Annotated in this window: 17 protein-coding genes; 4 read left to right on the top strand and 13 right to left on the bottom strand. The window is 71.2% G+C overall.

Features of this window, described 5'->3' with window-relative positions; all coding sequences use genetic code 11:
- Positions 1–41 precede the first annotated feature (41 nt).
- From IH09_RS02750 to IH09_RS02735, 4 genes are all read right to left on the bottom strand, one after another.
- On the bottom strand, positions 42–1076 hold the full coding sequence (locus tag IH09_RS02750) for an NUDIX hydrolase (protein WP_052853630.1): 1035 nt from the start codon (positions 1074–1076) through the stop codon (positions 42–44).
- Positions 1077–1439: 363 nt separating this feature from the next.
- Complete coding sequence (locus tag IH09_RS02745; protein ID WP_052853629.1) at positions 1440–2327, bottom strand: carbohydrate ABC transporter permease; 888 nt, start codon at positions 2325–2327, stop codon at positions 1440–1442.
- A complete protein-coding gene (locus IH09_RS02740) occupies positions 2324–3268 on the bottom strand; it encodes a carbohydrate ABC transporter permease (protein ID WP_052853628.1) in 945 nt (314 codons plus the stop codon). Before IH09_RS02740 ends, IH09_RS02745 begins: the two co-directional genes overlap by 4 nt.
- 53 nt (positions 3269–3321) lie before the next feature.
- Positions 3322–4578: an ABC transporter substrate-binding protein gene (locus tag IH09_RS02735; protein WP_052853627.1), complete on the bottom strand. Its 1257-nt coding sequence runs from the start codon at positions 4576–4578 to the stop codon at positions 3322–3324.
- A 269-nt stretch (positions 4579–4847) separates the two neighbouring features.
- Between IH09_RS02735 and IH09_RS02730 the strand changes: the two genes are divergently transcribed.
- Positions 4848–6917, top strand: coding sequence for an NPCBM/NEW2 domain-containing protein (locus IH09_RS02730; RefSeq protein WP_190233187.1), 2070 nt, complete (start codon positions 4848–4850; stop codon positions 6915–6917).
- A 338-nt stretch (positions 6918–7255) separates the two neighbouring features.
- Here IH09_RS02730 and IH09_RS02725 read toward each other — a convergent pair whose 3' ends face one another.
- The gene (locus IH09_RS02725) at positions 7256–8212 is read right to left on the bottom strand and encodes an ROK family protein (protein ID WP_052853626.1); all 957 of its coding nucleotides are present in this window, start codon (positions 8210–8212) and stop codon (positions 7256–7258) included.
- A 143-nt stretch (positions 8213–8355) separates the two neighbouring features.
- Between IH09_RS02725 and IH09_RS02720 the strand changes: the two genes are divergently transcribed.
- Positions 8356–9396 (top strand): LacI family DNA-binding transcriptional regulator, encoded by a 1041-nt coding sequence (locus IH09_RS02720; protein ID WP_052853625.1) that lies wholly within the window; start codon positions 8356–8358, stop codon positions 9394–9396.
- Between the two features lie 536 nt (positions 9397–9932).
- Here IH09_RS02720 and IH09_RS02715 read toward each other — a convergent pair.
- Positions 9933–11216, bottom strand: a complete 1284-nt coding sequence (locus IH09_RS02715) for a DUF6986 family protein (RefSeq protein WP_052853624.1) — start codon at positions 11214–11216, stop codon at positions 9933–9935.
- Positions 11217–11430: 214 nt separating this feature from the next.
- Here IH09_RS02715 and IH09_RS02710 point away from each other — a divergent pair, with 214 nt between their 5' ends.
- Positions 11431–11949 (top strand): DinB family protein, encoded by a 519-nt coding sequence (locus tag IH09_RS02710; protein ID WP_052853800.1) that lies wholly within the window; start codon positions 11431–11433, stop codon positions 11947–11949.
- A gap of 147 nt (positions 11950–12096) precedes the next feature.
- Here IH09_RS02710 and IH09_RS02705 read toward each other — a convergent pair whose 3' ends face one another.
- The 4 genes from IH09_RS02705 to IH09_RS02690 form a co-directional block, all read right to left on the bottom strand.
- Entirely contained in the window at positions 12097–13059 is a 963-nt protein-coding gene (locus IH09_RS02705; protein ID WP_052853623.1) for an electron transfer flavoprotein subunit alpha/FixB family protein, read from the bottom strand.
- Positions 13060–13109: 50 nt separating this feature from the next.
- Positions 13110–13895: an electron transfer flavoprotein subunit beta/FixA family protein gene (locus IH09_RS02700; RefSeq protein ID WP_052853622.1), complete on the bottom strand. Its 786-nt coding sequence runs from the start codon at positions 13893–13895 to the stop codon at positions 13110–13112.
- 212 nt (positions 13896–14107) lie between these two features.
- On the bottom strand, positions 14108–14614 hold the full coding sequence (locus tag IH09_RS02695) for a flavin reductase family protein (RefSeq protein WP_052853621.1): 507 nt from the start codon (positions 14612–14614) through the stop codon (positions 14108–14110).
- A 224-nt stretch (positions 14615–14838) separates the two neighbouring features.
- Positions 14839–15171 (bottom strand): thioredoxin domain-containing protein, encoded by a 333-nt coding sequence (locus tag IH09_RS02690; protein WP_052853620.1) that lies wholly within the window; start codon positions 15169–15171, stop codon positions 14839–14841.
- A 328-nt stretch (positions 15172–15499) separates the two neighbouring features.
- Between IH09_RS02690 and IH09_RS02685 the strand changes: the two genes are divergently transcribed.
- On the top strand, positions 15500–16216 hold the full coding sequence (locus IH09_RS02685) for a lysophospholipid acyltransferase family protein (protein WP_052853619.1): 717 nt from the start codon (positions 15500–15502) through the stop codon (positions 16214–16216).
- Between the two features lie 53 nt (positions 16217–16269).
- Here the strand turns inward: IH09_RS02685 and IH09_RS02680 are convergent, their stop codons facing one another.
- The 3 genes from IH09_RS02680 to IH09_RS02670 all read right to left on the bottom strand — a co-directional run bounded on the left by IH09_RS02680 (position 16270) and on the right by IH09_RS02670 (position 19016).
- On the bottom strand, positions 16270–16965 hold the full coding sequence (locus IH09_RS02680) for a B3/B4 domain-containing protein (protein WP_052853618.1): 696 nt from the start codon (positions 16963–16965) through the stop codon (positions 16270–16272).
- A 222-nt stretch (positions 16966–17187) separates the two neighbouring features.
- Positions 17188–18276: a threonine aldolase family protein gene (locus IH09_RS02675; RefSeq protein WP_052853617.1), complete on the bottom strand. Its 1089-nt coding sequence runs from the start codon at positions 18274–18276 to the stop codon at positions 17188–17190.
- Entirely contained in the window at positions 18255–19016 is a 762-nt protein-coding gene (locus tag IH09_RS02670) for an SDR family NAD(P)-dependent oxidoreductase (protein WP_094795557.1), read from the bottom strand. Before IH09_RS02670 ends, IH09_RS02675 begins: the two co-directional genes overlap by 22 nt.
- Positions 19017–19038 lie beyond the last annotated feature (22 nt).

Genomic DNA, 19038 nt, shown 5'->3' with positions numbered 1-19038 from the left:
GCGGCCGGGGCGCGGCGCCTGCCGCTGCGCCCGGGGCCGGTTCAGCCGACCGGGACGCCCGCCTCCAGGTTGAGCGGGCAGCCCCGGGCGCGGGCGCGCAGCGCCCAGCGCAGCCGGTTCCAGCGCACCGGGGGCAGCAGCTTCTCGGCCTCCGCCTCGGTGACGAAGCGCCAGTCGCGCAACTCGGCGCCGGGCAGGAGCAGTTGGCGGATCCGGTCGCCGGACAGCGTGCCGCCGTCGAAGAGCAGCCGCAGACCGCCGAAGCCGGGTGGTTTGGGCGCTTCCCAGTCCATCACCAGCAGCCGGGGGGTGCACGGCAGTTGGATGCCCAGTTCCTCCGCGACCTCGCGCACACCGGCCCGGGAGGGCGCTTCGCCGGGTTCGACGATGCCGCCGGGGAACTCCCAGCCCGGTTTGTAGGTCGGGTCGACGAGCAGCACCCGTTCCTCGTCGTCGAAGAGGAGTACACCGGCGGCGAGGGTCTCGGCGGTCGGCTCCGGGGTCTGCACGATGTCGCAGGAACCGGCGCCGGTCCGGACGGCCTCGGCGACCTGTTCGGCGGTCTGCCGGGGGGTCAGCCGGGTGGTGTCGACGACGTGCGCGTCGTCCGCCAGCCACTCCAGCGCGGTGGCGTACGTCCCCAGGTGCGCCAGCGACCAGGCGCGTGTCGAGGCGCCGGTCCCGAGGTCCGCCTGCTCCTCCTCCCGTCGCGATATCCGCGCACGCAGGATCGTTTCCTCCGCATGTAGCAGGACATGCCGGACGGGTATCCGGCGGGCTGCGAGCGAGCCGAAGATCTCGTCGCGGTACTCCTGGCGGAGCAGCGTCATCGGCGTCACCAGAGGTCCGGGGACCTCGGTGAGGAGGGCCGCGGCGGTGTCCACGACCATCCGCCGCCAGGACGGCAGGTCCTGGTAGTCGTCGACGTCCTCCAGCCGCTTGGCCGGCAGCATCAGCCGCAGGCCGCCGCCGAGGAGTTCGGGGTCGTAGAGCGTGCTTCCGGGAAGCAGGTCGAGCAATTCATGAGCCGCTGTGGTCTTGCCCGCACCGAACGTGCCGTTCAGCCAGACGATCACGGTTTCCCCTCTTCCCTAGACCCAGGTGAGTTGCCCGCAACACCCTGCCACGGAAACGCCCCGGACCACGGGTCGCGGGCATGACCGGGCGCCGCGCGCCTCCACCTACCGGCCAGGCCCGGAGACCGCTGGATCCCCGTGTTCCGACCGGTCGGGAATGCGCCACGGCGGGGGTTCCGGTCACCGCATCCCCCGCCGCGTAGCCCCCGGCAATCAAGCGCTCCCCCGCCCCTCCAGCCCCGAAACCCCCACCCGCGCACCGACCTCCGGACTGCGGGCGGGCGGTGCCGGTGCACCTATGACACGGCTGCCCACCGGGCGGTCAACGGCAACCCATCGGCGGGTCAACTGCCCTTCTGCGCCCTATCCTTTGCTCGCCCCCAGGGTCAGGCCGGCGATGAAGTGCCGTTGCAGGGCCAGGAACACCAGGATCGTGGGCAGCGCGACGAGGACGGAACCCGCCGCGAGCAGGTTGTAGTCGGTGAAGAACTGGCCGCGCAGATTGTTCAGGGCCGAGGTGACGGGCAGCTTGTCGCCGTCGGACAGGAAGACCAGGCCCCAGAGGAAGTCGTTGTACATCCAGGTGAACTGGAGCGTCCCCAGGGCGGCGAGCGCGGGGCGGCACAGCGGGAGGGTGACGCGCCGGTACCGGGCCCAGACCCCGGCGCCGTCGACGATGGCGGCCTCCAGGATCTCCACCGGCAGGGTGCGCATGAAATGGGCCAGGACGAAGACGCAGAAGCCGAGCTGGAAGGCGATCTGCACGGCGATGACGGCCCAGTAGGAGTCGTACACGGTCAGCGAGTCGGACATCCAGTACGGCAGCGGAATCTTGTTGAAAAGGACGTACAGCGGGGTGACGATCACCTGTTGGGGCAGCAGGTTTCCCGCGGTGAAGACCATCAGCAGGACCGTGCCGCCGCGGATCCGCAGCCGGGCGACGGCGAAGGCCACGAAGGACGCCAGGAAGAGCGTGATCAGCACGCCGGGGACGGCGATGACGAGCGAGTTCACGAAGTACTTGCCCATACCGGAATCGACGAACGCCTGCCGGTAGTAGTCGAAGGAGAGATGGCGCGGAAGCGAGAAATAGCCGTATTTCGCGGTCTCCTCGTAGGGGCGCAGCGAGGCGTAGACGGCCAGCAGCAGCGGAGCGAGGAAGGCCAGCGAGACGACGAGCAGAAAGGCGTGGACGCCGAGTCGGCCGCGGGAACGGGCGCGGGCCGGGGCGGGAGTGGCGGAGAGGGTCATCGCCGCTCTTCCCCGCGGAGTTCCTGGACGAGATAGGTCACGATGAATCCCATGGAGACGAGCAGCAGGACGACGGCGATCGCCGAGCCGAATCCGATCCGGCCGGCCTCCCCGATGATGTTGTCGGTGACCAGCACCGAGAGCAGTTCCAGGCCGTTGCGGCCCTTGTTGACCGCGTAGACGATGTCGAAGGCGCGCAGCGATTCGATGACGGTGATGACGCCGACGATGACATTCACCGGGCGCAGCGTGGGAAGGACGACGCGGAAGAAGGTTTGCCGTTCGGTGGCGCCGTCGATGGCGGCGGCTTCTTTGAGGGTCGGGTCGACGGATTTCAGGCCGGCGAGATAGAGAACCATGACGTATCCGGTGTGCCGCCAGCAGGCCGCCAGCAGCACCATCCAGATATTGAGGCCGGGGTCGCCCAGCCAGTCGGTGGGATTCCTGCCGCCGATCACGGCGTTGAGTGCGCCCTGGTCCCGGGAGAGGATCAGCTGGGCGATGAATCCGACGACGGCCAGGGAGAGCACCACCGGCATATAGAGCGTCGACTGGTAGAAGCGGCTGAAGCGGACACCGCGGTCGATGAGGACGGCCAGCAGCAGGCCGAAGGGCGCGGCGAACACTCCGAGGAAGACCAGCCACAGCAGGTTGTGGCGGACCGCCGGCCAGAATTGCGGGTAGGTGGTGAACAGGTTGTCGTAATTCTTGAAACCGGCCCAGGTGATGTCGCCGACACCGTCCCAGGTGGTGAAGGACAGGCCGACGGAGGCGAGCGTCGGACCCCAGATCAGGGCGAGGTCGAGCAGGATCGGTATGCCCAGCAGCACGCCGAGGACGGCGAGATCGCGGCGGGTGTGGCGCCGCGGTCCGCGTCGTCCGGCGCGCCGTGCGCGGGTGTTCGGCACGGCTTTTCGCTCCCCGTCCCTCGCGGCGGTCATATGACGGAATTCCCCGGCCGGCGGCGGCCGGTTGACGGCGGTACGGGGCACGGTCAGCCGGCCGCGAAGATCTGCTTCTTCTGGCGTTCGATGTCGTTCACCAGGCCGTCGATATCGTCCGGTCTGTTCAGGAATTGCTGGATCGCCTGGATCAGCACGGTCGAGGCGAAGTCGGGCCGGGTGTCGCGGTCCATGAACTGCGATATCTGCCGGGCGCCCGAGACGAGTTGGACGGCCTTTTTCTGCAGCGGTGTGTACGCGCTGGTGTCGGCGCCGCTGTTGACCGCGATGTTGTTCGGGTCGGAGGCCAGGTAGATGTCTTCCGCCGCGGGCGTGGCGAGGTAGGTCAGCAGTTCCCTGGCACCGCTCTTGTCCCTGGCCTTCTTCGACATCAGGAATCCGTCGACCGGCGCCTCGACGGCATCCCGGCCGAAGGCGGGGTCGATTTCGGGAAAGGGGAAGAAGTCCAGATCGTCGCGGTCGGCCGCGGCGAACTGCTGCCCCGGGTGGGGCAGGCCGAGGACGGTCATACCGGCCTTCTTCTGCGCCAGGCTCTGCGCGGCCTCTTGCCAGGTGCGGCCGTTGGCGCCCTTCTGGTGATACGGCAGCAGTCCGCGCCACAGGTCGAAGACCTGCTTGACCTGCGGACTGTTCCAGGATTTCCGGCCGCTCAGCAACGCGATGTGGAAGTCGTAGCCGTTGGCGCGCATATCGAGGTAGTCGAAGGTGCCCATCGCCGGCCAGCCGTCCTTGTCGCCGAAGGCGAACGGCACCAGCCCGTCCCGCTGCATCCGCTTCGCGAGCGCCCGGTACTCGTCGAAGGTCTTGGGGATCTCGTACCCCTTCTCCTGGAACACGCTCTTCCGGTGGAAGACCGCCCACGGATAGTAGTAGTACGGCACGAAGTACTGCTTGCCGTCCGCACCCGTGGACTGTTTCTTGAGGGCGTCGGAGAATCCCCCGAAGTGCTGCCACAGATCGCTGATGTCCGCGAGCAGGCCCTTCTGTGCGAAGTACTGCATGCGGTTTCCGGCGAACCACATGAAGACATCGTCCGGGGTGCCCTGGAGATAGCGGTTGATGTTCTCCTGGAAATTCTCGTGGTTGACGGTGTTGACCTTCACCGTCTTCTTCGACTTCTTCTCGTATGCCGCGAAGGCCGCGGCGAACGCCTTCTTCGGTACGGCGTCCGAGGCGTTGGACCCCAGCGAGACACCGCTCGGGCCGCTGTCGCAGGCGGCGAGCAGGGACGGCAGGGCGACGGCCCCCGCGCCGAGCGCGGCGCCCCGCAGCAGCGTCCGGCGGGACATCCGATCTCCTGCCGTTTCCCCGTACGCGCCTGAGCCGCTGAACGTTGACCGGGCCATGTCCCCCTCCTCAGGGGTGGAACCAAACAGAACCGAACGCGAGTGGTGGGATCTCACCTCCCAACTACCCTGCCAGTCAAGAGATTTGGCAGGCAGAGGAACAACCGTTACCGCTCCTCTTCCAACAGAGTTCAACAAGCCCTACCGTAAACACTCGCCAGTGACCGGTACATGACTCCCCAGCACCTCTCGCGAGGACGGAGAAGCCCCTCATGCACCCGCACATCCGCAGCACACCCCGGCGAGGCCGGCGAAGAATCGTCGGAGCACTGTCCGTCGCACTGCTCTGCACGGCGGGGGTGACCGCCCTGCCGGCCGCGGCCCGTACACCCGGCCCGGACCCCTCGGACACCCCGCGCGCCGCCCGCACCACCGGCGACGCCCCACGGCTGCCGGGCGGACTCGCCAAAACGCCCCCGATGGGGTTCAACAACTGGAACTCCACCCACTGCCGGGCCGAGTTCAACGAGGAGATGGTGCAGGGCATCGCCGATCTCTTCGTCGCCAAGGGCCTCAAGGACGCGGGCTACCGGTATGTCAATCTCGACGACTGCTGGGCGCTGCCCGCCCGCGATGCGCACGGCAAGCTCGTCCCCGACCCGCAGCGCTTCCCGCACGGCATCAAGGCGGTGGCCGACTACGTCCATGCCAAGGGCCTGAAGTTCGGCATCTATACGAGCGCCGGCACCAAGACCTGCAGTGCGGTCGGTTTTCCCGGTGCGCTGGGCCACGAGTCCTCCGATGCCCAGCAGTTCGCGGACTGGGGCGTGGACTATCTCAAGTACGACAACTGCAATAACCAGGGTGTGGACGCCCGGCAGCGGTACCGCACCATGCGGGACGCGCTGCAGGCCACCGGGCGGCCCATCGTCTACAGCATCTGCGAATGGGGCGAGAACAAGCCCTGGGAGTGGGCGTCGGACGTGGGCCATCTGTGGCGCACCACCGGCGACATCGGTGACAACTGGCCGAGCATGCTCGCGATCCTCAAGCAGAACTTGCCGCTGGCGCCGCACGCGGGCCCCGGGCACTGGAACGACCCGGACATGCTGGAGGTCGGCAACGGCGGTATGACCGACATCGAGTACCGCAGCCACTTCTCCCTGTGGTCGATGATGTCCGCTCCGCTGCTGATCGGTTCCGATCTGCGCAAGGCGTCCCCCGCGACCTTCGAGATCCTGGACAACAAGGACGTCATCGCCCTGGACCAGGACGCGCTGGGCAAGCAGGCCACGGTCCACACGTCCGAGTCCGGCCGCTGGACGGTGGTCAAGCAACTGGCCAACGGTGACCGCGCGGTCGCGCTCTTCAACGAGACCGACCAGCCGCAGCGGATCACCACCACCGCCACGGACATCGGCCTCCCGCAGGCGGCCGGCTACCGGCTGCGTGACCTGTGGCAGCACCGGGACTACCACACCGCGGGCACCGTCTCCGCGACCGTGCCGGCCCACGGCACCACCCTCTACCGGGTCTCCGCCGACCGGCACTGGGCGAGCTACCCGCCGTCCGTCGAGACCGGCACCGACCGTACGCCGCTGGTCGAGGCGGGCGCCGCCACCGTCCTCCGCAGCACCGTCGGCAACCTGGGCCGCACGCCGGCCAAGGACGTCACGGTCACCCTCCAGGGCCCGCAGGGGTGGCGGATCCGGGCCACCTCCGCCGCGACGGCCCACGCGCTGCCCGGCGGCGGGCGGCTGACCACCACCTGGCGGATCACCGCCCCGCCCGGAACCGCGCCCGGCGCCCGGCCGCTGACGCTGACCGCCGGCTACCGCGCACCGGGCGGACAGCGGATCACCACCACCCTGCCCGGCACGGTCCAGGTCGTGGTGCCACCGCCGGCCGGGACCGCGTACGCCGCCGAACTGCCCTGGCTGACGTCCGCCAACGGCTGGGGCCCGGTCGAGAAGAACACCAGCGTCGGGGAGCGCGCGGCCGGTGACGGCGGACCGATCACCATCGGCGGCGCCCGCTTCGACCGGGGCCTGGGGGTGCACGCGCCCAGCGAGGTGAGCTTCTACACGGGCGGCCGGTGCTCGGCCTTCACCGCGCAGGTCGGCATCGACGACGAGGTGGGCGACAAGGGGTCGGTCGCCTTCGAGGTATGGGCGGACGGCGAACGGGTCGCCGCGAGCGCCACCCGGACCGGCGCGGACCCCGCCACGACGCTCACCGCCGGCCTCACCGGGGCCGAGACCGTCCGCCTGGTGGTGACCGACGGCGGCGACGGTGTGGACTACGACCACGCCGACTGGGCCGACGCCAGGTTCAGCTGCTGAGCGAGCGGGTGGCGCGGGTGGCGCCGGGCGGACTCGCCCGTCGGGCCCGGCCGGTACTGGTTGGGGCGCGGTCCGCGCCGTCGGCACCTTCCGGGCCGTGCTCAGCACGGGGACCGCTCCCGTCACCCGGGAAAACGCTCAACCCCACCATGCTGCGGCGGGCCGCCTGGCGGCCCGCCGCACCGGGACCGTTCCCACGCTGACCCCGCGCCCCGGCCGCTCCGCTCACGCTCCCCCGATGCAACGCCGCCATCGCCGCCGCCCCCTCGATACGCAGAGCACCGCCCGTATGCGTGATGGACGGCAGGGTGAGGGGCGCCCGGGTGACGGTCGCGCGCTCAGAGGGTGGGGAGGAAGGCTTCGAGACGGGACTGTTGCGCGGCGGCCGCGGCGGCGCCCACCACCCCTGCGTCCGTGCCCATTTGGGCCGGGACGACGGTCAGGTCCGCCACGAAGGACAACTTGGCGTAGTCGCGCAGGGCGGCGCGCAAGGGGGTGAAGAGGATGTCCCCGGCGCCCGCGACGCCACCGCCGATGACCGCGATCTCGATCTCGACGAGCGTCGCGGTGGCGGCGATCCCGGCGGCCAGTGCCTGGGCGGCCCGCTCGAAGGAGCGCAGGGCGACCGGATCGCCGGCCCGCGCCGCGGCGCCGACGGCGGCCGCGCTGACATCGCCGTCGGGTCCCGGCTGCCAGCCGTTCGCCAGCGCCCGGCGGGCGATGTTGGGACCGCTGGCGATCCGCTCGACACAGCCGCGGGCGCCGCACGGGCACAGGTCGCCGTCGAGATCGACGCTGATGTGGCCGATGTGGCCGGCGTTCCCGGTGGGCCCCGGGTGGAGTTGGCCGTTGAGGACGAGTCCGCCGCCGACACCGGTGGAGACCACCATGCACAGCGCGTTGGCACGGCCGCGCGCCGCGCCCTGCCAGTGCTCCGCCGCGGTCATCGCCACGCCGTCGCCGACCAGCACGACCGGCCGCTCACCGACCAGTTCCCGTACACCGGCGACGAGCGGGAAGTCACGCCAGCCGGGGATGTTGACGGGGCTGACCGTGCCGGCCGAGGCGTCCACCGGGCCCGCGCTGCCGATACCGACGGTCGCCACCCGCGCCCAGCCGGGATCCGCGGTCAGCTCCCCGACCACCTCGGCAACCGCACGCATCACCGTCGCCCCGTCCTTGTCGGCGGGGGTGGGTCGCGTGACCCGCGCGGTCATTCTGCCGGTTCCGTCCACCAGAGCGCCGGCGATCTTGGTGCCGCCAATGTCCAACGCTGCGCTGAGGTACGTGTGCATCGGTGTCGAATCTCCTGGTGGGCATGGAGCCGGGGAGTGTCAGCCCGGCAGGTTATGGGCCAGTCTTAACGCTTTTGACAACGTTGTCTAGAGGCTATGCTCGGCAGCGCACCCCGCTGTCGAAAGAAACAGGACCGCGCACCGTGACCGACACCGCCCGGGGCACCGCCCGCCGCTACGGCACCCGGCCCACGATGAAGGATGTCGCGGCGCGGGCCGGAGTCGGCCTCAAGACGGTCTCGCGCGTGGTCAACGGCGAACCGGGCGTCACACCCGACACCGAACGGCGCGTCCAGGAAGCCATCACGACGCTGGGCTTCCGCCGCAACGACTCCGCCCGGATCCTGCGCAAGGGCCGCACGGCCAGTATCGGGCTCGTCCTGGAGGATCTCGCCGACCCCTTCTACGGACCGCTCAACCGCGCCGTCGAGGAGGTCGCGCGCAGCCACGGCGCGCTGCTGATCAATGGTTCCAGCGCCGAGGACCCGGCTCGCGAACAGGAGTTGGTGCTCGCGCTGTGCGCGCGGCGGGTGGACGGTCTGGTGATCATCCCGGCGGGCGACGACCACCGCTATCTGGAACCGGAGATCGCAGCCGGGATCGCGACCGTCTTCGTGGACCGGCCGGCCGGCCGGATCGACGCCGATGTCGTGCTCTCCGACAGCTTCGGCGGCGCCCGGGAAGCGGTGGCCCATCTGATCGCGCACGGGCACCGCCGGATCGGCTTCATCGGGGACCAGCCGCGGATCCACACCGCGATGGAGCGGCTGCGCGGCTACCGCACTGCGATGGCCGAGGCCGGGCTGCCGGTCGACGCGTCGTGGGTGGCGCTGGGCTCCACCGCCCCGGAACGCGTACGCGCCGCCGCCGCCGCGATGCTGGCCGGTCCGGAGCCGGTGACCGCGCTGTTCTCGGGCAACAACCGGGTCACCGTCACCGCCGTGCGCATCCTCGGTGAACGGCCGCGCCCGCTCGCGCTGGTGGGCTTCGACGACTTCGAACTGGCCGATCTCGTCTCCCCCGCGATCACCGTCGTCGCACAGGACGCGGCACGGATGGGACGGACCGCCGCCGGACTGCTCTTCCGCCGGCTGGACGGCATCGAGGAGCCGCCGCGCCGGGTGGAGATCCCGACCCGTCTGATCACCCGGGGCTCCGGCGAGATTCCGCCTGAGGACGTCTGACGGACCGAAAGCGTCTGACGGGCCGAAGACGTCTGGCGGGCCGAAGACGTCTGGCGGGCCGAGGGCGCCTGACCGGCCGAGGACGTCTGACGGCCCGAGGACGTCCGATCGGCCGGGTAAGTCCGGCCGACCGGAATCCGCCGGCCGAGCGCGCACGGCCCGAAAGGGTCCCACCGGCCGGACGTGCGCGGGCGGCGGCAGTCGGTCGGCAGCCGGGCCGCCGCGCCGGCCGAGCGGGTCCGCGACCGTAGCCGTGGCCGCGGCTACGCCGACCGGTGCACACGACTCGGGGCTCGTATACGGTCCGACGGCGTGCCGGTCCGCGGCGGTGCGCGAAAGTGTCATCTGCCTCTCCCCCGTGCAGTTCTGACGCATCGGCATTCATGCTCGCACGAGGCACTGACAACGCCGCCGCCCCGCGTCCGGGCCCCGACAGGACCGCGTCCACGAGGCGACGGGAGGTGCGGGACAGCGGGCGGCGCGGGACGGCGGCGCGGCCAACGACAGCGTGGCCGACCGCAGCGTGGCCGACGGTGTCAGGCCGTCTTCGCCGGGCGGCCCGCGAGTGCGTCGAGGCCGGCGCGGGTCAGGCCGGTCAGCCCGGCGACCTCGGAGGCGTCGACGGCGCCGCAGTCCAGTCCGCGCAGCAGATAGCCGCTGAGCGCCCTGGCGGTCGCCGGCTCGTCCATGACATCGCCGCCGGTCTTGGCGACATACGCCGCGAGCCGGGCCGAAGCCTCCTCCAGGCCCTCGCGGTAGAAGGCGTAGACCGCCGCGTAACGGGTGGGCAGGTGGCCCGGATGCATGTCCCAGCCCTGGTAGTAGGCGCGGGCCAGCGACCGGCGGACGAGGCCGTGGTGGAGCCGCCAGGCGTCGTGCACCCGGGCTGTCGGGCCGACCGGCAGGACATTGGTGGAGCCGTCCGAGAGGCGGACGCCGGTGCCCGCGGCGGCGGCCTGCATCACGGCCTTGGCGTGGTCGGCCACCGGATGGTCCAGGGACTGGTGGGCGGCGCTGACACCGCAGGCGGCGCTGTAGTCGAAGGTGCCGTAATGCAGAGCAGTGGCCCGGCCCTCGGCGGCCTCGATCATGCGGGCGACGGTGGCGCGGCCGTCGGCACCCAGGATCGACTGCGTGGTCTCGATCTGTATCTCGAAGCCGAGCCGGCCGCTCGCCAGACCGGCGGCCTTCTCGAACTCCTCCAGCAGCCGGACCATGGCGGTGACCTGCTCTGCGTAGGTCACCTTGGGGAGCGTCAGGACGAGCCCGTCGGGCAGCCCGCCGGCCGCCAGGAGACCGGTGAGGAAGATGTCGAGGGTGCGGATGCCGCGGTCGCGGACGGCGGCTTCCATGCACTTCATCCGGATACCCATATATGGGGCCGCGGTGCCCTCCTTGTCTGCGGCGGCCACCAGCGCGGCGGCGCGGGCGGCCGCCTCGTCCTCCTCGGCGTCCGGGCGGTGGCCGTAGCCGTCCTCGAAGTCGATGCGCAGGTCCTCGACGGGCTCGCGCACCAGCTTGGCGCGGACGCGGTCATGGACCGGCCCGGCGAGTTCGTCGGGGATGCCGAGGACGGCGGCGAGCGCGGCGGCGTCGGGGGCGTGCGCGTCGAGGGCGGCGAGCGCCTGGTCGCCCCAGGAGCGCAGGGTTCCGGCGGTGAAGACATCGCCGGGGACGTAGACGGTGTGGACCGGCTGGCGGGTGCCGGGGTCGCCCGGGTAACGGCGTGCCAGATCCGCGTCGGTCGCGGCGAGAGCGGCGCCGATCTCCGTGCGTACGGTGTCCGCAAGGCTCGTCGCCACGGTCTCCTGCTGCCCCATTCGGCACCCTCCCGGTGCTCACGTCCGGCGATCGGACGTTTCCCCGCATTCCGCCCACCGGAATCAACAATCCGTATGGCGAACCTAATCGCGCCGACTGCCGGGGTCAACACCCTCTCCCGGAGGCGGCGCAGGCCAGGCGCCCGGGGCCGGGTGCGCGGCGAACGGAATCAACTCCGTGGCGTACGGCGGCCGGTCCGGTCACACTCACCCCATGACTTGGATCGCACCACAGATAGAACGCCGGGACATGCCGACGGCCGCCGGCGAACGGGAGATGCTCCAGAGGTGGCTGGACTGGCACCGCGAAACCCTGCTCAGCAAGTGCGCGGGACTCACCCCGGACCAGCTCGTCACGGCGAGCGCCCCGCCCTCCAACCTCACCCTGCTCGGTCTCGTCCGGCACATGACCGAGGTCGAGCGCAGCTGGTTCCGGCAGCGCTTCCTCGGCGAGCAGACGGGCGACCTCTACTTCAGGGCCGACAATCAGGACGCCGATTTCGAGGACGCCGCCCCGGCCGGCGCCGAGGCCGACTTCGCGGCCTTCCGCGCCGAGATCGTGAGCTGCGACGCGGCCATGACGGACCACGGGCTGGACGAGACCTTCGCCGGTCCGCGCGACCGCACGCTGAACCTGCGCTGGATCTACGTCCACCTGATCGAGGAGTACGCGCGCCACAACGGCCACGCGGATCTGCTGCGCGAGCGGATCGACGGCGCCACCGGCGACTAGCAGGCCACGAGGGGTGTCCGCCCCGCAGTGCGGCCACCGTTGCCCGCCGCCTCCCCCCGGTGCGAACACATGGCACGAGGCCCCGTACGCGCAATGCGTACGGGGCCTCGTGCCGCTGCCGTAGGCAGGCCGCGGAGAGCCGGGGGCTCAGCCCTTGCGGGCGTTGACCTCGTCGGTGAGGGCCGGGACGACGTCGAACAGGTCGCCGACGACGCCGTAGTCGACCAGGTCGAAGATCGGGGCCTCGGCGTCCTTGTTGATGGCGACGATGGTCTTCGAGGTCTGCATACCGGCACGGTGCTGGATCGCACCGGAGATGCCCGCCGCGATGTACAGCTGCGGCGAGACCGACTTACCGGTCTGGCCGACCTGGTTGGTGTGCGGGTACCAGCCCGCGTCCACCGCGGCGCGCGAGGCGCCGACGGCCGCGCCGAGCGAGTCGGCGAGCGCCTCGATGACCGGGAAGTTCTCGGCGCCGTTGACGCCGCGGCCGCCGGAGACCACGATCGCGGCCTCGGTCAGCTCCGGGCGGCCGGTCGACTCGCGCGGGGTGCGCGAAACGATCTTCGTGCCCTTGGAGGAGTCGGCGACGGTCACCGCGAGCTGCTCGACCGTACCGGCGGCCGGCGCGGCCTCCGGGGCGGCGGAGTTCGGCTTGACCGTGATGACCGGAGTGCCCTTGGTGATACGGGACTTGGTGGTGAAGGACGCCGCGAAGACGGACTGCGTCGCCACCGGGCCCTCGTCGCCGGCCTCCAGGTCGACGGCGTCGGTGATGATGCCGGAGCCGATGCGGACCGCGAGCCGGGCCGCGATCTCCTTGCCCTCCACGGAGGACGGCAGCAGCACGGCGGCCGGGGAGACCGCGTCGTAGGCGGCCTGCAGGGCGTCCACCTTGGGGGCGACGAGGTACTCGGTGAACTCCGGGGCGTCGGCAGCCAGGACCTTCACCGCGCCGTGCTCGGCGAGCACGGCGGCGGCGGTGTCCGCACCGGCGCCCAGGTGCACGGCGACCGGCTCGCCGATGCGGCGGGCGAGGGCGAGGAGTTCGAGGGTGGGCTTGCGGACGGCACCGTCCACGTGGTCGACGTAGACAAGGACTTCAGCCATGGGATGACTCTCCTGCGGGAAGAAGGAAGGCGGTTGAGAAGAGGCGGGGCTCAGATGAACTTCTGGCCCGCGAGGAACTCGGCGAGCCGCTTGCCGCCCTCGCCCTCGTCCTTGACGATCGTGCCGGCCGTGCGGGCCGGGCGCTCGGTCGCTTCGTCGACCGTGGTCCAGGAACCTTCGAGGCCGACCTCGTCCGCCTCGATCTCCAGGTCCTCCAGGTCGAGGGACTCCACCGGCTTCTTCTTCGCGGCCATGATGCCCTTGAAGGAGGGGTAACGGGCCTCGCCGGACTGGTCGGTGACGGACACGACGGCCGGCAGCGCGGCCTCCAGCTGCTCGCTGGCGGTGTCGCCGTCCCGGCGGCCGGTCACCTTGCCGCCGGCCACGGCGACCTCGGAGAGCTGGGTCACCTGAGGCACGTTCAGCCGCTCGGCGAGCAGCGCGGGCAGCACGCCCATGGCGCCGTCGGTGGAGGCCATACCGCAGACGACCAGGTCGTAGCCGGTCTTCTCGATGGCCTTGGCGAGCACCAGCGAGGTGCCCAGCGCGTCGGTGCCGTGCAGGTCGTCGTCCTCGACGTGGACGGCCTTGTCGGCGCCCATCGACAGCGCCTTGCGGAGCGCGTCGTTGGCGTCCTCGGGGCCGACGGTCAGGACCGTGATCTCCGCGTCGTCGGCGGCTTCCTTGATCTGCAGGGCCTGCTCGACGGCGTACTCGTCGAGCTCCGAGAGGAGGCCGTCCACGTCGTCGCGGTCGACGGTCAGATCCTCGGCGAAGTGCCGGTCGCCGGTGGCGTCGGGCACGTACTTCACACAGACAACGATCCTCAGGCTCACGCCGGCTCTCCTACCTGCTTCGTCTCTTCAGAACTGCCTTGTGCTGGCAGCATAGGCGCCTGTTGGGGCGGCTCCCGGTCGGTTGCGGAACCTCGCGCCGACCCGAATATTACTCGCCAGTACATACAGTCTCGCCCCCGGAATCAAGGCCGTTGAACTGTGACGTTGCCAACGGCCCCGACCCGGGGGACGACGGAGCGGCGGGGAACCCTTCAGTCCCGCAGCGCGTTGAAGCGCCCCTGGTGGTAGAGGAGCGGCCGGCCCGGCCCCGAGGGGTCGCCGACGACCGGCTGGGCGAGCACGATCCGGTGGTCGCCGGCCGGCACCCGCGCCACCACCCTGCACACCAGCCAGGCCAGTACGCCGTCCAGGAGGGGCACGCCCTCGGGGCCGGTGCGCCAGGACGTGGCCGGTCCGAAGCGGTCCGCGCCGCTGCGCGCGAAGGTGGCGGCCAGGTCCTGCTGATGCTCGCCGAGCAGGTGGACGCCGATGTGCTCGGCCTCGGCGACGGCCGGCCAGCTGGAGGCGCCGGTGGCGATGCCGAACGAGAGCAGCGGGGGCTCGGCGGCGACGGAGGTCAGGGAGGTGGCGGTGAAGCCGACGGGGCGGGAGCCGTGCGCGGTGATCACCGCGACACCCGCGGCATGCTGCCGGAAGACGGAGCGCAGGAGATCGGGGGCGGCGGTGCGAGGCGTGCCGAGGTCGGGCGAGGCCGTCATGGAATTGTCCTTCTGCTGTGGTGTACGAGCCCAGGCGGAGCGGCCGGCGGCCACGAGGCGCCGGCGGCTCTGTTGTCGTCGCTGCTCACACACCCGGACAGCGCGCGCTGGCGGTACGCAGAAGGTCGACGTGCGCACGTCCGTACAGAAGGGTCCCTGACCGCATAACGTCAGACTGACGATGCCCGGCCCGCACCGTCAAGGGCCGCCCGGTATCTGGGAGATCAATCACGGACGGCCATGCCCAGTGCGGCGATGACGTCCGCCTTGCGCGGCAGACCCGCGGCCCGGCGCACGATCGCGCCGCCCGCGTCGAGCACCAGCACCGTGGGCGTGCGCTCGATGTCCAGGGCCCGGACGAGTTCGAGCCGGGCCTCGGCGTCGATCTCCACGAGCGCCACCCCGGCCACCATGTCCGCGACCTCGGTCAGGGTGCGCCGAGTGGCGCGGCAGGGCTGGCAGAAGGCGGTGGAGAACTGCACCAGCGTGGCCCGCTCCCCCAGTTCCGCGCCGATCTCGGCGGCGCCCAGCCGCTCCCCGTCGTCCCGCCCTGGCACCCTGCGCCTCCCGTTGGATCCGGCCCCGGACCCGGCCCCTGTCTTGGACCGCGCCCCGGCACGAACGGTGTGTCATCGGCGGGTGCAGCGTCCGCCCGGCCGTAAACATTCCCGCCCGGTCACCTGCCGGGATGCGAGGTGTACCTTCTGTTGCGGAGGGCAAGCGCGGAAAGTGAACCCCACGTGACGAGAATCTCTCGGCCGCGCGCCCTGACGCGGTGGCTCCTGGGGCCGTCATCGGGCACGATCTCCCGGAGCCGCACACTTACGGCCGCGTAGGTTTCCGCCGGGAGAACCCTCCCCAGGCACAGAAAAGGGGTCCTCCGACATGGCAGAGCTCGTCTATCCCCCCGTGATCGGTGCGGCCCGCACCGTCTTCAAGGCGATCGACCTCAAGTTCGACATCGCCGGGACGGACAATATTCCGCGCCGTGGCGGAGCCGTGCTGGTCAGCAATCACATCGGGTATCTGGACTTCGTCTTCTGCGGTCTGGCGGCACGGCCGGCCAAGCGGCTGGTGCGGTTCATGGCCAAGGACTCGGTGTTCCGGCACAAGGTGTCGGGGCCGCTGATGCGGGCGATGAAGCACATCCCGGTGGACCGTTCGCAGGGCGTGCACGCCTATAAGAACGCGCTCTCCGCACTGCGTTCGGGCGAGATCATCGGGGTCTTCCCCGAGGCGACCATCTCCGAGTCGTTCACGCTCAAGAACTTCAAGTCCGGTGCGGCGCGGCTGGCGCAGGAGGCCGGGGTGCCGCTGCTGCCGATGGCGCTGTGGGGCACCCAGCGGCTGTGGACCAAGGGCCACAAGCGCGATCTGGGCCGCCGCCACTACCCGGTCACGATCCGGGTGGGCGAGCCGATGGAGGCCGATCCGGCGGAGTCGGCGGAGAAGGTCACCGACCGCCTGCGGGCCCGGGTGCAGGAGCTGCTGGAGGCGGCGCAGCGCGCCTATCCCGTACGCCCCAGGGGTCCCGAGGACACCTGGTGGGTTCCGGCCCACCTCGGCGGCACCGCACCGGCCGCGCCCGGGACGGCTGGCTAGCGGGACCGCCCCGGAGGCGGGCGGCACAGTTCCCCGGCACGCCCGGCGGCAGCCTAGGCGCGGATCTCACCGATCTCGATGCGGGCGTCGGGGCAGAGCTTGTGCAGCGCCTCGGCGAGTTCGGCGGCGGCGGCCGACAGCTCGTCCAGCGGCATCGGCGCCATCCGCTCCAGCAGGAAGAGGGCGCTGACCGACTCCTCGGTCAGGCGGGTGCGGACGCCCTGGCGCCAGTTCCAGCGACGGCAGGTGACGCCCGCGTCGTCGCACCAGACGACCTCGCCCGGCTCGGGGTGCTCGACGGTCTCCGCACCGCCCGCCGCGGTCGCGAACGGCTCCTCGCCGGTGGCCCGGACGAGCCGCATATCGCCCTGGATGCGATCCAGGTCCTCACCGCCGACGGGGATGAGGTGGGCGACGCTGATGGCGTTGTAGAGGTCGACGAGGCGGTTGATGCGCGGCAGTCCGCCGTCCGCGAGGGCGCGCTTGGCCAGCGCCTCGGCGGAGTTGCGGGTCCGCGAGGGCTTGGCGCCGAAGGCGGTGTACGCGGCACGCCAGGCGGCGAGGTGCGGATCGTCCTGCGGTGCGCGGCCGGCCAGCCGCTCCGTGAGGCGGCGGGTAGCCTCGTCCAGCAGCGCCGCACCGGTCTCGTCGCTGGGCCCGTTGGTCAGACCGTGCGCTTCGACGGCGAGATGGCCGAAGCCGGGCGCGAGCGCGCGGACATCGTCGGAGACGTGCAGGGTGCGGGTCATCGCCGTTCCTCGGAGTTCAGGTGCGGAGGGTCTGCCGGAGGCGGTCGGCCGCCTCCGGAGGCATTGCAGCACGACCCGACACCGTTCAGCAAACTGCACTGGTGAGTCCATTGCAGTGGACTCACGACGATACGCAGCGATGCGCCCGGCCGCGTGCCGTGGGCACGTCGGTCGGGCGCATCGCGGTACGACAGGGGGCGGGCGCCACTTCGACGCCCCGCCTCAGCGGCTGATCTCCTCCCGGAGCGCCTCGACGAATCCGTCGACGTCCTCCGTCGTCGTGTCGAACGAGCACATCCAGCGCACATCGCCTGCCCGCTCGTCCCAGAAGTAGAAGCGGTAGCGCTTCTGGAGCCGCTCGCTGACGTCGTGCGGCAGCCGCGCGAACACCGCGTTGGACTGCACCGGGTGGAGGATCTCCACACCGTCGATCTGCCGTACGCCGGCCGCCAGCCGCTGCGCCATGGTGTTGGCGTGGCGGGCGTTGCGCAGCCACAGGTCGCGGGCGAGCAGCGCCTCCAGCTGCACCGAGACGAAGCGCATCTTGGAGGCCAGCTGCATGGACAGCTTGCGCAGATGCTTCATGGCGCGCACCGCGTCGGGGTTGAGGACGACCACCGCCTCGCCGAAGACCGCGCCGTTCTTCGTGCCGCCGTAGGACAGGATGTCCACGCCCACGGCGTTGGTGAAGGCCCGCATCGGGACGTCGAGCGACGCGGCGGCGTTGGCTATCCGCGCGCCGTCGAGGTGCACCAGCATCCCGCGCTCATGGGCGTGTTCGCAGATCGCCCGGACCTCGTCGGGGGTGTAGACGGTGCCCAGCTCGGTGCTCTGGGTGATCGAGACGACCTGGGGCATGGCGCGGTGCTCGTCGTCCCAGCCGTACGCCTCGCGGTCGATCAGCTCCGGGGTGAGCTTGCCGTCCTCGGTCGGTACGGTCAGCAGTTTCAGCCCGCCGACGCGCTCGGGGGCGCCGCACTCGTCGACGTGGATGTGCGCGGTGTCGGCGGCGATCACCGCGCCCCAGCGGTCGGTCACCGCCTGGAGGGCGACGACATTGGCACCGGTGCCGTTGAAGACCGGGAACGCTTCCGCACTCTGCCCGAAGTGGCTGCGGATGACCCGCTGGAGATGCGCGGTGTAGTCGTCCTCGCCGTAGGCGACCTGGTGGCCGCCGTTGGCGAGGGCGAGCGCGGCGAGGATCTCCGGGTGCGCGCCGGCGTAGTTGTCGCTGGCGAAGCCGCGTACCTGGGTGTCGTGGTGCTGCCGGGCGTCGGTCTTCTTTCCGCTCACGGCTCGGGGGTCAGCCACAGACGCTGTCCATTCACTTCATGGGCGGGCCTGCTCCAGACCCCGGCGATGGCCTCGGCCAGCTCCGTGACGTCCGTGAAGCCCGCGAACTTTGCGTTCGGTCGTTCGGCGCGCATCTGGTCGTTGACGAGCGCCTTCACGATCAGGATCGCAGCCGCGGCCCGCGGGCCGTCCGGGCCCCCCGACTTGCGGAACGCGTCCGCCAGGGCCAGCGTCCAGGCTTCGGCCGCGGCCTTGGAGGCGGCGTAGGCGGCGTTGCCCGCGGTCGGCTTGCTGGCGCCGGCCGCGCTGGTGAGCAGATAGCGGCCGTTGCCGCCGCGTTCGAGGGCGGAGTGGAAGGCCAGGGAGGTGTGCTGGACGGTGCGCACCAGCAGCTTGTGGAGGAGTTCCCAGTCGTCCAGGTCGGTTTCGGCGAAGCTCGCCGAGCCGCGCCAGCCGCCCACGAGGTGGACCAGACCGTCGATCCGCCCGAACTCCTTCTCCGTGCGGTCCGCCCAGTCGCGGGTGTGCGCCAGATCGAGGAGGTCCACGGTGTCGCCGGTGACCGTGGCGCCGCCGTGGGCGTAGCGCGCCGCGTCCACGGCCTCCGCCAGGCGGGCGGCGTCCGAGTCCGCGGCGACGACCACCGCACCGGCCTCGGCCAGCCGCAGCAGAGTGGCCCGGCCCGCCGGCCCGGCCGCCCCGGCCACCGCGACGACGGCACCTTCCAGCGGCCCCTGGCCGCCCGTCGAAGTGGTCATCTCCGTCGCCTCCTCATGCTCC

Origin of the sequence: Streptomyces celluloflavus (genome assembly GCA_000720995.1) — a bacterium.
In the GTDB taxonomy this organism is placed as follows: domain Bacteria; phylum Actinomycetota; class Actinomycetes; order Streptomycetales; family Streptomycetaceae; genus Streptomyces; species Streptomyces celluloflavus.
This window is presented reverse-complemented; position numbering and strand designations above follow the sequence as displayed.

Coding starts and splice junctions, on each gene's coding strand:
- IH09_RS02745 (WP_052853629.1), bottom strand. CDS start 2,327: ATGACCCTCTCCGCCACTCCCGCCCCGGCCCGCGCCCGTTCCCGCGGC.
- IH09_RS02740 (WP_052853628.1), bottom strand. CDS start 3,268: ATGACCGCCGCGAGGGACGGGGAGCGAAAAGCCGTGCCGAACACCCGC.
- IH09_RS02735 (WP_052853627.1), bottom strand. CDS start 4,578: ATGTCCCGCCGGACGCTGCTGCGGGGCGCCGCGCTCGGCGCGGGGGCC.
- IH09_RS02730 (WP_190233187.1), top strand. CDS start 4,848: ATGCACCCGCACATCCGCAGCACACCCCGGCGAGGCCGGCGAAGAATC.
- IH09_RS02725 (WP_052853626.1), bottom strand. CDS start 8,212: ATGCACACGTACCTCAGCGCAGCGTTGGACATTGGCGGCACCAAGATC.
- IH09_RS02715 (WP_052853624.1), bottom strand. CDS start 11,216: ATGGGGCAGCAGGAGACCGTGGCGACGAGCCTTGCGGACACCGTACGC.
- IH09_RS02710 (WP_052853800.1), top strand. CDS start 11,431: ATGACTTGGATCGCACCACAGATAGAACGCCGGGACATGCCGACGGCC.
- IH09_RS02705 (WP_052853623.1), bottom strand. CDS start 13,059: ATGGCTGAAGTCCTTGTCTACGTCGACCACGTGGACGGTGCCGTCCGC.
- IH09_RS02695 (WP_052853621.1), bottom strand. CDS start 14,614: ATGACGGCCTCGCCCGACCTCGGCACGCCTCGCACCGCCGCCCCCGAT.
- IH09_RS02685 (WP_052853619.1), top strand. CDS start 15,500: ATGGCAGAGCTCGTCTATCCCCCCGTGATCGGTGCGGCCCGCACCGTC.
- IH09_RS02680 (WP_052853618.1), bottom strand. CDS start 16,965: ATGACCCGCACCCTGCACGTCTCCGACGATGTCCGCGCGCTCGCGCCC.
- IH09_RS02670 (WP_094795557.1), bottom strand. CDS start 19,016: ATGACCACTTCGACGGGCGGCCAGGGGCCGCTGGAAGGTGCCGTCGTC.